Source organism: Niastella sp. OAS944 (assembly GCA_024809215.1).
Classification (GTDB): Bacteria; Bacteroidota; Bacteroidia; order Chitinophagales; family Chitinophagaceae; genus Niastella.
In genome coordinates, this window is record JANUBW010000012.1 from 165974 (window position 1) to 179686 (window position 13713).

Below are 13713 nucleotides of genomic sequence, written 5' to 3' on the forward strand. Positions count from 1 at the left end.
AGCACATGCAGAAAAACCATCCAACATATAAGTTATTAACCGGCAACCGGTACTGGCCCCTGTTTTTATTGCTGGCGCTTATGGTTTGTTCATGTAAAAAGAATTTCTCGAGCGATCAGTTCGAAGACGACAAGCTGGTGGTACTGGCAGAAATAACAGCCGGCGACTCGGTGAAGATACCCATTGGCAAAACCATAAAAGTGGAGAACGGCAACCTGATACGATTTGAAAAAGTGAACGATGCCACGGTAACGCTTACTGAAACCAACACCATGAGCTGGGTATTGCAACCCAATTATTCGCCGCAATACGCCAATAATCCCACCTCAATGTTCACTAATAAGAAGCGCTTCAAAGCCAACACTTCTTATATGATCGAGATCAACCACCCTACACTGGGATTGGTAAAGGCGTCTACCCATATACCAACTTTACCCAAACTACTTAGTGTAGACACCTCATCTAGTCTATTCAACGATAAAGAAGTTTTTGCCACCACTATTAGCTGGAAAGATTCGCTGAACTATGATGAGTTTTACATTATTGAAGCGGTAAAGGAACTGGTAAAGAACAATCATTTTTATTTTTACCAGGGTAAGCGCTATAGTTACGATACACCGGAAGGAAAAGAATTTTATGGACAGATAAAGAATACCCCCGGTGTAAAATTGCTTACAGACACTGTAGGCCTGGGCAAATATGTACGGCTAAACCTATATACAGAAGATGATCTTTCAGAAAATGCCCGCATTGACAAACTTACCAATCCTTTCAGGCGCATTTTCTTTCCCGATGAATCCTTCAATGGCGTTATACGTACTACGAGAGTTTATATTGATAAACTTTTCTTTGTTGATCCAAAACAGAAAGGCCGCATAAGACTTGAGTTAAAATCGGTGAACAAGGAATTGTATGATTATCTGATGTTGTATGAGAAATATAAAACCGATTTCGGTTCTGTTCCTACTTCTCAATTAGTATCACCAACGGGCAACATCCAAAACGGGCTGGGCATTTTTGGGGGAAGCACTAAACGTGAAAGAGTATATTATTTTGACAGCCTGCTGTAGCATCACGTTAAGATGAACTGCCTGGTTTAGTTATGATGATATTTTTCATTACGCAAAATGGTACAGGCGCGGTATAACTGTTCTGCAAGTATCAGCCGTACCAGCTGATGCGGGAATACCAGTTTACTGAGCGACCATTTTGCGTTAGCCCTTTTTACAACAGATTCATCTACCCCGTAAGCGCCACCGATCAGGAAAACAATTGTTTTAGTGCTTTCATTGGCCCGGGCCTGTATAAAATCGGCCAGTTCGGGGCTGGTAAAAGCCTTTCCACGTTCATCGAGCAAAACCAGGTAATCATCTTTCTTTAGCCATTCTAAAATAGTTTCCCCTTCCTTCTTTTTTAGGTCCATTTCACTAAGCATACCCGCGTTCTTTGGCGTAGGGATCAGGTTCCACTCAACAGGAAAGTATTTTGAAAGGCGGCGGGTAAAGTCCTCTACCCCTTCTTTCACATAGGACTCGTGATTTTTACCGATCGACCAGCATTGAATTTTCATACCCTTTGGTAAATTTTATACAAATTTGGTCTATTTGCCATTACCAGCCGAATAATGTTTAATCAGAACTGGGCAGGCATTATTTTACTGGTTGACGGCTGGGTTATTGGTATTATTTGTAAGCTCTTTTACTTTGATCTTATAATCTTCAATTTGCGCCTTGGCAAATGAAATAATATCTTTCTGCGCCTCGTTCAGATCTCTGGTTAGCACCAGCTCTTTTTGAAGTGATTTATTTTCTTCGGTAAGCTTTTGTATTTGCTCGGTAAATATTTGAAGTTGAATATTTAAATGAGCCACTTCATCATTGCGTAAGCTTTTCAAAGGCTCCTCGGTATAATATACGTTGAGGAAGTCTTTTTTAAGCGCTGCAGAAATAGTGACCAGCAGGTCTATTGACATAGAAGCGCGATCATAGATATCTGGAATAGTTTTTTCGTTCCGGTGAATCAATGCACCAAACTCTTTATAAGTAAGTCTTTTAAATTCTACTTCTTTCTGAATTAGCTCCCCAATATGAATAGACATCTACAAATTTTTATAAGTTTTAAAAACTTAAAGACATTTATAGAATTATATTAGTAGGGGGCAAATCGGGAGGAAATTATATCTACCTCCCGAATAATTCATCCTGAAACCACGCTCATGTTCCGCATTCTATAATAATACCAAACCTGTAATTGCCACGGGAGAAAGTTATTTCTCTAAATATGGCAATCTTAAATTTACCGGAAAAGAACTTTTTCATTCTTTTTAAAAGGGAATGCATAGGTTATGTTTTAAATTGAAATAAACAATGGAGGAAGTAACGCAAGAGTGAGCTTTCTAATTCTGAGTGAAGTTATCTGAAGATCGTTGATCAATACTAACCCGTAAGCCTATGTCCTAAACACTACACGAATATATAAACATTTCAGTAAACAAATATGAATACATCAGCTTAAATAATTTGTATTTTCCAAAAAAGCAAATCAAACCAGCATAATTGCCTGAACTAACGTTTTTGTATACCGCAGCAAATTTGCGTCACAAAACTATACAGCAGAACTAACAATTCGATACTGAAATTGAAATCAATTTCTCACTAAATCATACTATCAACCAAATGAACCTTACACAGGCTTGAAACCCTGACAAAGCAATACTTTAGCGATTGCCCCTTCGAGTGGCAAGTTTCGCTTTCCTGAAATAGTTGTTGACAATAATGACAATGTAATTATTCAAAAGATCGATGGCTCTAATAACTAATTACAGCAAGTTTGCCAGCACCTTACTCCTTTTACCAGGGTGCAATGAAATGGCCGGTATTGGGGAAGATAAAAGCTAATACAGGTTTAATATAGGCAACAGGACGCCTTCGGTAACACCACAAGGTTATTTTATGCCCCGGCAAGCCGGGGCACCTATTTTTTAAGGGAATTAAGACTCAAACAGCCCTGAGACGCAGAAACTCAGTTTTTTGAATATTTTTTTAAATTTCACTTATTTCTTTTTGGCGCGAATTAATAAAGTCTTTATTTTTGCCGCCCATTCGGAGAGATAAGGTAGACGAAACGATCCGAAAAAGGGAAAAAGGCCCTGTAGCTCAATTGAATAGAGCATTTGACTACGGATCAAAAGGTTTCAGGTTTGAATCCTGACAGGGTCACCAGACAGGACAAGACGGAATTCTTCCTCTTGTCCTGTTTCTTTTTTAGCCTGGACCCCGCGCCCAGACTGTATATCAGCGAAACGGCTTCATTCAGTCGGGCGGTTCGAACTCCAAATCCGTCAATCGTCAAATTTTCGGGGTACATCGAACCAATTATTTCCCGCTTTTATAATGTCACCGTCCTTGTATAGCTGCTCAAGATTCATCAGGTTTTGTAATCCTGCATTTAAAAGGCCGTCAAAGTCTACCGGTGTTTGTGTTGAATTGGTCAGTTTTCCCAATAGCTTTTCGATTTTTTCAGTGTATTCTGCTTTCATTTTCCGGTAATCTTCCGGCTCTATTTTTTGCGTTGAAAGCAGATCACGTAAATAGGTTAACCTTGCCTTCCAAATCGGTGATCTGGTTGGAAATTTGTTTTTTGTCGTCCTGTAAATGATTTGTCTGCTCGTTCCAGGCCTCTTGCAGGGTGAGTTGATACAGTTTCTGAAAAATTCCTGCAAGTGCCTAAAAAAACGGCCACCCCTAATTAAAGAGGCGGCCGTTGTATTATAACAATTTACCTATTTTTATTTAATAAGCACCGTCTTACTGAACGAACTTGAACCATCACCCCACCAGATCATATAAATACCCGGCGCTACACCTGATAGATCCAGCCTTGTTTGGGAATTGCCGGGAATTATCTTCACATTCTGCACTAAATTTCCCATGGAGTTAGTGAGTTTGATCACTGCATTATTGGAACTAACAGGATGAGCTACCATTACATAACCTGTGGCAGGGTTTGGAGCAGCTAAGAGCATCCCAGGCGTAAAAGTAAACACACCCAGCGTATCTGATCCATTGTTAGTAATTACTTTCACCACTCCTGTTGCGCCGGACCCTACTTCAGCTGTAATGATAGAATCAGTTACCGTATATGAGGCGGCTGGTGTACCGCCAAAGCTAACTGCTGTTACATTGGTGAAATTGGAACCTTTAATGCTCACCACAGTACCGCTACTGCCACTGGTTGGTGTAAACGAACTGATAATCGGCTGCAGGTTAGGAGTAACATAAGTAAACCCGCCAAGCGAAGCCGTTCCCTCCCCGGTGGTAACGCTTACCGCCCCAGAAGTGGTGCCTACCGCTACTACCGCATTAATGGTTGAGTCGGAAACAACTGTAAACGATGAAACTGAAGTGCCGCCAATACTTACAATTGTTGCGCCAGTAAAATTCAAACCTTTTATAGTGATGGCCGTACCGCTGCTGCCACTGGTTGGTGTAAACGAACTGACAATCGGCTGCAGGTTAGGAGTAACATAAGTAAACCCGCCAAGCGAAGCCGTTCCCTCCCCGGTGGTAACGCTTACCGCCCCAGAAGTGGTGCCTGCCGCTACTACCGCATTAATGGTTGAGTCGGAAACAACTGTAAACGATGAAACTGAAGTGCCACCAATGCTTACAATTGTTGCGCCAGTAAAATTCAAACCTTTTATAGTGAGGGCCGTACCGCTACTGCCACTGGTTGGTGTAAACGAACTGATAATCGGTTGCAGGTTAGGAGTAACATAAGTAAACCCACCAAGCGAAGCGGTTCCGCCCGCGGTGGTAACGCTTAATGCGCCTGAACTGGTCCCTGCCGCCACCACTGCATTTATAACAGTATCGGAAACAACGGTAAAGGAGGAAGCAGCAATGCCGCCAATAGCTACAGCCGTGGCGCCGGTGAAATAATTACCCTTAATAGTGACAATCGTTCCGGTAGTTCCATTAGCTGGAGTGAAAGATCTAATACTGGGCACTGGTGTTGCCGCTATATAAGTAAAGTTGCCAAAAAGTTTACCCGCTGTGCTGTTCTCAACACGCACCTGTCCTGTTGAACCTAAACCAACCACTGCCCGTATTATTGTATCGCCCAATATCGTATAGTAAACAGCTGCCGTTCCGCCAAAACTTACGGCTTTGGTACCGGTAAAATTAAATCCTTTGATGGTTACCACGGTGCCGGCTGTACCGCTGGTTGGGTTTATTGAATCTATATACGGAATTGGCCTTACGTAGATATACTGTGGACCTGGTGTGGATGTTCCTCCAGGGGTAGTTATTCTAATCCAACCAGACTGGGTGCCTCTGGCTACAACTGCCCGGATTTCTTTATCGGAAACAACCGTGAAGGAAGCAGCGGGCGTGTCGCCATTGCCCCCTAGTAAAACAGCTGTAGCACCGGTAAAAAAGTTACCGGTAATAACAATGGTTTCTCCCACTGCAGTATAGTTGTCATATGCGCCTGCGATTGAAGTAACTTCAGGCTTTCCCGGAAGGTAAGTAAAGCCTCCCAGCGAATCAACTCCACCCGGTGTGGTTACTTTTATTGCACCCGTTGAACCGGAAAATACCACTGCTGTTATCGTTGTATCAGACACCACAGAAAATGAACTGGCTGGTGTGCCCCCAAAATACACCTGCGTGGCGCCGGTAAAGTTGGTTCCTTTTATAGTGATTGTTGTTCGTGGCAAAGCACTGGCTGGGGTAAACGAACTGATATCTGGCCTTACATCAGGAGCAACATAGGTAAACCCACCAAGCGAAGCGGTTCCGCCAGGCGTTGTTACGCTTACTGCACCCGAACTGGTCACTGCCGCTACTACGGCATTTATAACAGTATCGGAAACAACGGTAAACGAAGAGGCTGCTGTACCACCAATGCTTACAGCCGATGCTCCGGTGAAATAATTACCCTTAATAGTGACAATCGTTCCGGTAGTTCCATTAACAGGAGTAAAAGATCTAATATTAGGCAATGGTGTTGCTGCTATATACGAGAAACTGGGTGGCAACTTTACATAATCGCCTTCGCTGTTATTAACACGTACCTGGCCTGTTGAACCTAAGCCAACCACTGCCCGTATTATGGTATCGCCCTCTACCGTATAGGAAGCAGCCGCCGTTCCGCCAAAACTTACAGCGTTGGTACTGGTAAAATTAAATCCTTTGATGGTTACCAAGGTGCCTGCAGAACCGCTGGTTGGGGTTATAAAATCTATATAGGGAAATGGCCTTACGTAGATAAACTTCGGGTCTGATATGGATGTTCCTCCGGGGGTTGTTATTTTTACCCAGCCGTGCTGGGTGCCTCTGGCTACAACTGCCCGGATCTCTTTATCGGAAACAACCGTGAAGGAAGCTGCCGGCGTGTCGCCATTGCCCCCTAACAAAACAGCCGTAGCGCCGGTAAAAAAGTTACCGGTAATGACAATGGTTTCTCCCACTGCAGTCCAGTTTTCATATCCCCCTGCGATTGAAGTAACTTCAGGCTTTCCCGGAAGGTAAGTAAAGCCTCCCAGCGAATCAACTCCACCCGGAGTGGTTACTTTTATTGCACCCGTTGAACCTGAAAATACCACTGCCGTTATCGTTGTATCAGACACCACAGAAAATGAACTGGCCGGCGTGCCGCCAAAATGTACCTGCGTAGCGCCGCTAAAGTTGTAACCCTTTATAGTGATTGTTGTTCGTGGTAAAGCACTGGCTGGAGTAAACGAACTGATATGCGGTCTCACATCAGGAGCAACATAAGTAAACCCGCCAAGCGAAGCGGTTCCACCCGCGGTGGTAACGCTTATTGCACCCGAACTGGTGCCTGCCGCTACTACGGCATTAATAACCCCATCGGAAACAACGGTAAACGAGGAAGCCGCCGTACCGCCAATGGTTACAGCTGTAGCACCGGTGAAAAAGTTCCCTTTGATGGCAACAATAGTTCCTGTGGTTCCATTGACTGGAGTAAATGATGTAATACTGGGCACTGGCGTTGCCGCTATATAAGTAAAGTTGCCAAAAAGTTTACCCGCTGTGCTGTTCTCAACACGCACCTGTCCTGTTGAACCTAAACCAACCACTGCCCGTATTATTGTATCGCCCAATATCGTATAGTAAACAGCTGCCGTTCCGCCAAAACTTACGGCTTTGGTACCGGTAAAATTAAATCCTTTGATGGTTACCACGGTGCCGGCTGTACCGCTGGTTGGGTTTATTGAATCTATATACGGAATTGGCCTTACGTAGATATACTGTGGACCTGGTGTGGATGTTCCTCCAGGGGTAGTTATTCTAATCCAACCAGACTGGGTGCCTCTGGCTACAACTGCCCGGATTTCTTTATCGGAAACAACCGTGAAGGAAGCAGCGGGCGTGTCGCCATTGCCCCCTAGTAAAACAGTCGTAGCACCGGTAAAAAAGTTACCGGTAATAACAATGGTTTCTCCCACTGCAGTATAGTTGTCATATGCGCCTGCGATTGAAGTAACTTCAGGCTTTCCCGGAAGGTAAGTAAAGCCTCCCAGCGAATCAACTCCACCCGGTGTGGTTACTTTTATTGCACCCGTTGAACCGGAAAATACCACTGCTGTTATCGTTGTATCAGACACCACAGAAAATGAACTGGCTGGTGTGCCCCCAAAATACACCTGCGTGGCGCCGGTAAAGTTGGTTCCTTTTATAGTGATTGTTGTTCGTGGCAAAGCACTGGCTGGGGTAAACGAACTGATATCTGGCCTTACATCAGGAGCAACATAGGTAAACCCACCAAGCGAAGCGGTTCCGCCTGCAGTAGTAACGGTTACTTCACCCGAACTGGTTCCCGCCGCTACTACGGCATTAATAACCCCATCGGAAACAACGGTAAACGAGGAAGCCGCCGTACCGCCAATGGTTACACTCGTAGCCCCTGTGAAATAAAAACCATTAATGGTAACGGTTGTACCAACGGTGCCACTGGTGGGCGTAAAGGATATAATGTTTGGTATTGCCCAAGACGCGGGCGAAAATCCAGCAAACGTTTGCGTGGAAAACAAAAAAGCAATAAAGACAAACAAACTTCTGAAACACAAAATTCCCGGGAATTTGGCACGGGGGTAGAGTTGGGGCATTTTTCAAGTGGATTTAGAATTCGCCAAATTTAACTAAACGAGGCGAGCCTTGCAACAACGTAATTTAAAAGTTGGGCAATTTTAGGCCATAAGTGCGGTGGAAGTTCTTTGAATTGAAAAAAAAGAACAGTTCTTTCAATTGGGAGCCCATAAAATTAAAAAGAATGTACAGTTTTTACACTCTCAGTTTTTCAATTGCGTGCACATTCAATTAAAAAGAATGTGCATTTTTTTCAATCAAATGCGCATTAAATTAAAAAGAATGAGGATTTTTTTCAATTAGAAGTTCTTTGAATTGAAAAAAAAGAACAGTTCTTTCAATTGGAAGCCCAATCAATTAAAAAGAATGTACAGTTTTTTCAATTGCGTGCACATTCAATTAAAAAGAATGTGCAGTTTTTTCAATCAAATGCTCATTAAATTAAAAAGAATGAGGTTTTTTTTCAATTAGAAGTTCTTACAATTAAAAAGAATTTACATTTTTTTCAATTGAATAAGCGCCCCTATAATAGAAATAAATTGATTTTCAGGCATTTAAACCATCGGCACGACTGTTCTTTATAAAGAATCGTATTTTGTACCGGTCTGCCTGCATCAATTGAGTACAAACAACACTTATCCTCCCGCATTATTAACTAACCGGCCATTTATTCTAAGTACGCATACAGCATAACGATACAGTTTTTTAAAGAAGTAACTAATCCCCCGACCCGCAGCCGATGGTACTTATTTGAACCGAATGGTTTTAATGTATGCAGAACGCGCAGCGCCTGCCGGATATTTTACAAATACATCGTGACGGCCAGTAACCTTCCTTATCTTCTTACTAAATGCTTTCCAATTGCTTGATGCACCGGTGGCAGTAACTGGTATTGTAGCAATCAGTTGGCCGGTGGTTAAATCATCAAGCCAAATTTCAAGTTTACATGCAGTTGCCGCAGTTACCATAAGTTGTATTTGATTGGCCGGTTTATCATTTTTTCCTAATTCTACGCCCGACACCATAAACCATCCGCCCGTTGCCGTATTTGCAGTCACTACTTTCTCTGATCCCTGTTGTATCGTTTGTACACCATAGTAATTGCTGTACCCGGCAGCGCAAAGAGAAGAAAATCCATCTTTGCACACAAAGAGGTCAAAATCGGCAGCCCGGCCTTCGGCAAACAAACCCACACTTGTACCTACCCACGAATTATAACCAGGTTGTACTTTATCAAGCTTAACCGAACTTATGGGTGCTCCTACCTGCACCCAGGTATTTCCATCACGGCTGCACCAGGCTGTTAAATTGTGCTCCTTTCTCTCCAGCTTCAGCCAAACCGTATTCCCAAAATCGTTTACAATACTGCGATATGCAGTGTCTAACTGAAAAATGATTTTTTTACCCTTATCATACCCGCTATAGAGTCTTATATAAACTGTTTGATTTCCGTTGGTGAGGTAAAGGCCCGCTTTGTTTGAAGAATCGCCTGCATTCACATCAACCCGGGTAACTGCTGTATAGTAATGGTCTGTTTCCTTTTGCAGCACATGCGTTCTGTTGCTATCGGGTGTAAGACGTAACCAGCCTTTTTTTGCCGACAAGGAATATTGGTTTGCGGCTTTGCGGTTTAAAAAGTGCCACCAAATTTGCAAAGAATCATTATTGAAATAATCTGCATGAACACTTCGCCACAAAATACCGGACTGCGGCAGATCGGGTTTTTCAACCGGCGTGCTTACAGGCGCCATTCCCCATGGCCGGTTCCCTTCCCAAATAACCGGGTACAACGATGTTTGCCGCCCCATGCCCGACCAATCGTCACTGCCATGCCGTTCATAGCTTTGACCAATCGTCCACCAGCTGCCATCGGCTAATTGCACCGGCGCTGCAATATGATTTGGGCTTCTGAACCCTGTACGGGCATCTGTTATGGGTTTAAAAAAATTACCGAGCCGCTCCCATTTTGTTGAATCCGCTGTCAATGCGGAAGCCCGCAATACATACTGCCCGCCCGACACATCGCCCGCCGGAAAATAAAAATAATAACCGTTTCGTTTGCACATTACCGGTCCTTCTGCCCAGCTGTATTGTAAACCTGCATTGATCCAGTCAAGATTGATCACTGTATCCGTCAGTTGCCCATCTTTCCCAATGGCCTGAATACGGTTTGTTTTTTGCCCGTTCTTGATCAACATATAGGGTTTACCATCGTCATCTACAAATATGGAATTATCGTACCCTAATGGCCCGGTTACAGGATTTGTTTTTACCTGTACCGGCGCCGACCAGGGCCCTTCTGGCGAGCTGGCTTTGCAAAACCATTGGCCATTGGCCGAAAAATAGATCCAGTAAGAACCATAAAAATACGTGATGGCGCCCTGCCAGATGCCGGCGGAAGGTTTATCCGATACCATACCTGCTGCAACCGGATAAACAATGCGACTGATCGCCTGCCAATGAACCAGGTCTTTGGAATGGTACACCGGCAGATAGGGCGTAAAATGAAAACTTGACCCGCAATGATAGAAATCGTCCCCAACTTTTAGTAAAGTTGGATCGGGATGATCGCCGGGCAAAACCGGATTTACGTATGTTCTTACCTGGTTGTAATAAGCTGCTGAATCAACTATGCTGTTCTGCGCGCCTGCATTAATAGCGCTCAATGATATTATACTAATTAATACAGCGATCCGGTAATAATATCGATTCATATCCCGTACGGATGATTTTATAAATAACACAATTTTGTTTATCAATTAACTATAAAAGGATTGAATGTTTCCATTTTAACGCCCCTGTCGCGCAATACAATGGTGTCTTTAAACGCATGGGTAGTTGTACCAAAATTTGCCTGGTATTGCAGGTACAACACATCTCTTTTTTCATTACCCCACATATCGCCTTTTTTTACCAGTTCACCTGCTCCGGTAACGGTATAAGTGGCAGCTGCGGGGTTAACAATTGTACATTTGCCCTGGTCGTTGAACCGCAGCAGCAATTGAAAGGGCACATCGGTATTGCCACGGTTCTTTGTTTTGAGCGAAACAGCTACTTCGTTCATTGATGTTGTTACCATGCTACATAATTCATCTTTCTCCACGTACTGAGCATGATATACTACCGTTGTATCGAGTGAAGAATTACCGCCGGCGCCTTTTACATTATCGATCCCTCTGCGCAAATACGTACCATGATACGGGTTAATATACTTTACAGCATAAAGAATATAATCTTTTGGTTGCGTGATCCAGTCACCTGCATTACGCCGGTCTGCGTCTTTCAGATCGCTTTTTCCACTGAGAACGGAATCGGCATTTACTACGCCGGTTATACGTAAAGGAATTACAAACGTGTTTTTAATGGAACGCGGGTCCTGGAAGAAAGCATCTGTTAATTGTACTTCCAATCCGCCCATTAGTTTGCCCGAAGGGATTATGATCTTTTGCTCTTTGCCAGCCGGCAGTGAATAATAGTTATCGGGCATGGCCACTACATTATCGCCGGTAGCGGCATCAAATTTGAGCCGGCGTGTAAGCGCAGTATCAACCACCACACTTAATGATACTTCCTTTTTGTTTTCGTACACGCCACCCATGGTTGCCATAATGAGACATTTATGCTGGTTATCGAGCGTATTATCATATATATCTTCTCCCAGTATCAGTGTTTTTATGGGCGACTGATAGGGAAAGTAAACAGTGGTGTATTTATAGTCGGGAAATACGGAATCTTTATTTGAACAGGAATAACAGATCACCAGGATAATACATAACAGCAATATTATTTTTTTCATTGTATTTACTTTATAGTTTTAATACACGTTACCAGCCCTTGTTTTGTAACAGGTCTTCTTTCAATACATCGTTGTAAGGCAGGGGACCATAATACATATAATCAGCATACTGCCTGTTTTCTATAGCACTTACCGTGTATGCATTGTTATTTATGCTAACGCCTTTGGCGGGCTCTGTAAGGTTTTCTTTCCATCGCCGCAGGTCCCAAAAACGCAGCCCTTCAAAACAAAGCTCAAGGCGTCTTTCATTATGGATCAATTTTCTCATTTCATCTTTGCTGGTAATTGTCGACAGGTAATTGTCGGGCTGTGTAATGCCCGCTCTTTTGCGAATAGCGGCAATAACGTCACGGGCCGAATAATTATGTGATCCTTTACCTTCAGGCCCCCAGGCTTCATTGGCAGCTTCGGCATAAGCCAGGAACAATTCGGTATAACGTATATATGGAACATAATGCCTTTGCGTGTTAGTGCTTGCGGGGTTCAGGTTTACATCTTCACGCAACAACTTGCGCATATAAAACCCTGTTCGGGTAGAAGTGGAAATTGCATTCAACCCATCATTTGAAGTGCCTATCCTTGTATAAATGGTAGCGCCGCCCGGTCCTACCTTACTTCCATTTACTACGATATAAAGCGCCAAACGCGGATCGCGGTTATTATACGGATTGCTGGCATCATAACCGCTGGCGGCATCAGTAACCGGATAGCCATTGGCCATAGGAAAAGCATCTACCAGGTTCTGCGTTGGGTTTACCCGTCCGTTACCATATAACGTGGGGGGATAATTGTCTCTTTCGAGGTTATTGCCATCGCCTACATTGCCCCGCCAGAGTACTTCCTTCGGGTTAAGTCCTGCTGCCAACCCGTTTATTTCACCGGAGTTGCGACTGGCATACCAGTAAACCCCATTACTGGCCATACCGGATACACCACCAATGAGGTCAAGAAGGGCTGCTGCATCATCTGCAGCCTTTGCCCATGTAACGTTTGATCCCTGGTTAAAAGCGGGACTGGCGGCCAATAAAGACAATTTGGCCCGAATGCCTTTAACAATGCGTTTGGTTAGTCGTTGTGCATTATAGGCACCAAACACACGGTTATAATCAGAAAGGGTTGTTTTACCTGCATATTTTGCCGGTATATCGCTGGCTGAAGTTATATTTACGAAATCAAGCGGCAGATAGCTTTCTGCCATATCCAGGTCCTTATAGATCTGTTGAACGCATTCTGCAAATGTATTACGCGGCAATTTAAAATCAGACTTACTATTGAGCGGCGCCGTTAGAATTGGCACTCCCAACAACCTTCCATCTGTTGACCAGCCACCATGCGCCTGTAATAAAATATACATAAACAATGCCCGCAATCCGTACGCTTCTCCTTTTACCCTGTCATTGAACATTTCTTTCGTGTATTGGCCCGATGTTGCCCAGTTTACCTGGTCAGCTTCGCTGAGGATAGTATTCAGGTATTGTATGGCGGCAATAGATCCGGTGTATTGGTCCATGGGGTTGTTTATTGATGACCAGTTACCCGTAGCCATTAACCTGAAATTATTATTAGGGTTGTTCGACACGGCATCATCAGTAGCCACGTCATTGAATGTATAGCTGCCAAGGGGAAGCCTTACATAGCCGTTCAGCACAAGCCCTTCAGCAAAAGCAGCATCATTATAGATATCGCTTAATCCACGATTATTTTCATCGGCGGGAGAAAGTATCTTTTTGCAACTGCAAAAAAGAATGCCCAACGCCGATATATACATTATTATAGCTTTCATATAATTGTTTATTTCAGTAA

8 protein-coding genes and 1 tRNA gene are annotated in these 13713 nt (G+C 43.6%); 2 read left to right on the plus strand and 7 right to left on the minus strand.

Annotated elements, in window-relative coordinates; genetic code table 11:
- The first annotated feature begins 5 nt into the window (after positions 1–5).
- Positions 6–1070 (plus strand): DUF4249 domain-containing protein, encoded by a 1065-nt coding sequence (locus GGD38_RS33420; protein WP_375302453.1) that lies wholly within the window; start codon positions 6–8, stop codon positions 1068–1070.
- Positions 1071–1096: 26 nt separating this feature from the next.
- On the opposite strand, the gene GGD38_RS33425 is transcribed toward GGD38_RS33420, so the two are convergent.
- Both GGD38_RS33425 and GGD38_RS33430 read right to left on the minus strand, forming a co-directional pair.
- Positions 1097–1570, minus strand: a complete 474-nt coding sequence (locus GGD38_RS33425; RefSeq protein WP_375302454.1) for a 23S rRNA (pseudouridine(1915)-N(3))-methyltransferase RlmH — start codon at positions 1568–1570, stop codon at positions 1097–1099.
- Positions 1571–1654: 84 nt separating this feature from the next.
- Entirely contained in the window at positions 1655–2098 is a 444-nt protein-coding gene (locus tag GGD38_RS33430; protein WP_375302455.1) for a hypothetical protein, read from the minus strand.
- Between the two features lie 1046 nt (positions 2099–3144).
- Here GGD38_RS33430 and GGD38_RS33435 point away from each other — a divergent pair.
- Positions 3145–3221, plus strand: a tRNA-Arg gene (locus tag GGD38_RS33435).
- A gap of 119 nt (positions 3222–3340) precedes the next feature.
- Here the strand turns inward: GGD38_RS33435 and GGD38_RS33440 are convergent.
- The 5 genes from GGD38_RS33440 to GGD38_RS33460 all read right to left on the minus strand — a co-directional run bounded on the left by GGD38_RS33440 (position 3341) and on the right by GGD38_RS33460 (position 13693).
- Positions 3341–3538 carry a hypothetical protein gene (locus GGD38_RS33440; RefSeq protein WP_375302456.1) on the minus strand — a complete coding sequence of 66 codons (198 nt, stop codon included), beginning with the start codon at positions 3536–3538 and terminating at the stop codon, positions 3341–3343.
- Positions 3539–3787: 249 nt separating this feature from the next.
- Positions 3788–8134, minus strand: coding sequence for a beta strand repeat-containing protein (locus tag GGD38_RS33445; RefSeq protein WP_375302457.1), 4347 nt, complete (start codon positions 8132–8134; stop codon positions 3788–3790).
- 726 nt (positions 8135–8860) lie between these two features.
- Positions 8861–10828, minus strand: coding sequence for a family 43 glycosylhydrolase (locus tag GGD38_RS33450; protein ID WP_375302458.1), 1968 nt, complete (start codon positions 10826–10828; stop codon positions 8861–8863).
- 41 nt (positions 10829–10869) lie between these two features.
- Positions 10870–11910 (minus strand): DUF5627 domain-containing protein, encoded by a 1041-nt coding sequence (locus GGD38_RS33455; RefSeq protein WP_375302459.1) that lies wholly within the window; start codon positions 11908–11910, stop codon positions 10870–10872.
- A gap of 28 nt (positions 11911–11938) precedes the next feature.
- A complete protein-coding gene (locus GGD38_RS33460) occupies positions 11939–13693 on the minus strand; it encodes a RagB/SusD family nutrient uptake outer membrane protein (RefSeq protein WP_375302460.1) in 1755 nt (584 codons plus the stop codon).
- Positions 13694–13713: the final 20 nt, after the last annotated feature.

Coding starts and splice junctions, on each gene's coding strand:
- GGD38_RS33420 (WP_375302453.1), top strand. CDS start 6: ATGCAGAAAAACCATCCAACATATAAGTTATTAACCGGCAACCGGTAC.
- GGD38_RS33425 (WP_375302454.1), bottom strand. CDS start 1,570: ATGAAAATTCAATGCTGGTCGATCGGTAAAAATCACGAGTCCTATGTG.
- GGD38_RS33430 (WP_375302455.1), bottom strand. CDS start 2,098: ATGTCTATTCATATTGGGGAGCTAATTCAGAAAGAAGTAGAATTTAAA.
- GGD38_RS33440 (WP_375302456.1), bottom strand. CDS start 3,538: ATGAAAGCAGAATACACTGAAAAAATCGAAAAGCTATTGGGAAAACTG.
- GGD38_RS33445 (WP_375302457.1), bottom strand. CDS start 8,134: ATGCCCCAACTCTACCCCCGTGCCAAATTCCCGGGAATTTTGTGTTTC.
- GGD38_RS33450 (WP_375302458.1), bottom strand. CDS start 10,828: ATGAATCGATATTATTACCGGATCGCTGTATTAATTAGTATAATATCA.
- GGD38_RS33455 (WP_375302459.1), bottom strand. CDS start 11,910: ATGAAAAAAATAATATTGCTGTTATGTATTATCCTGGTGATCTGTTAT.
- GGD38_RS33460 (WP_375302460.1), bottom strand. CDS start 13,693: ATGAAAGCTATAATAATGTATATATCGGCGTTGGGCATTCTTTTTTGC.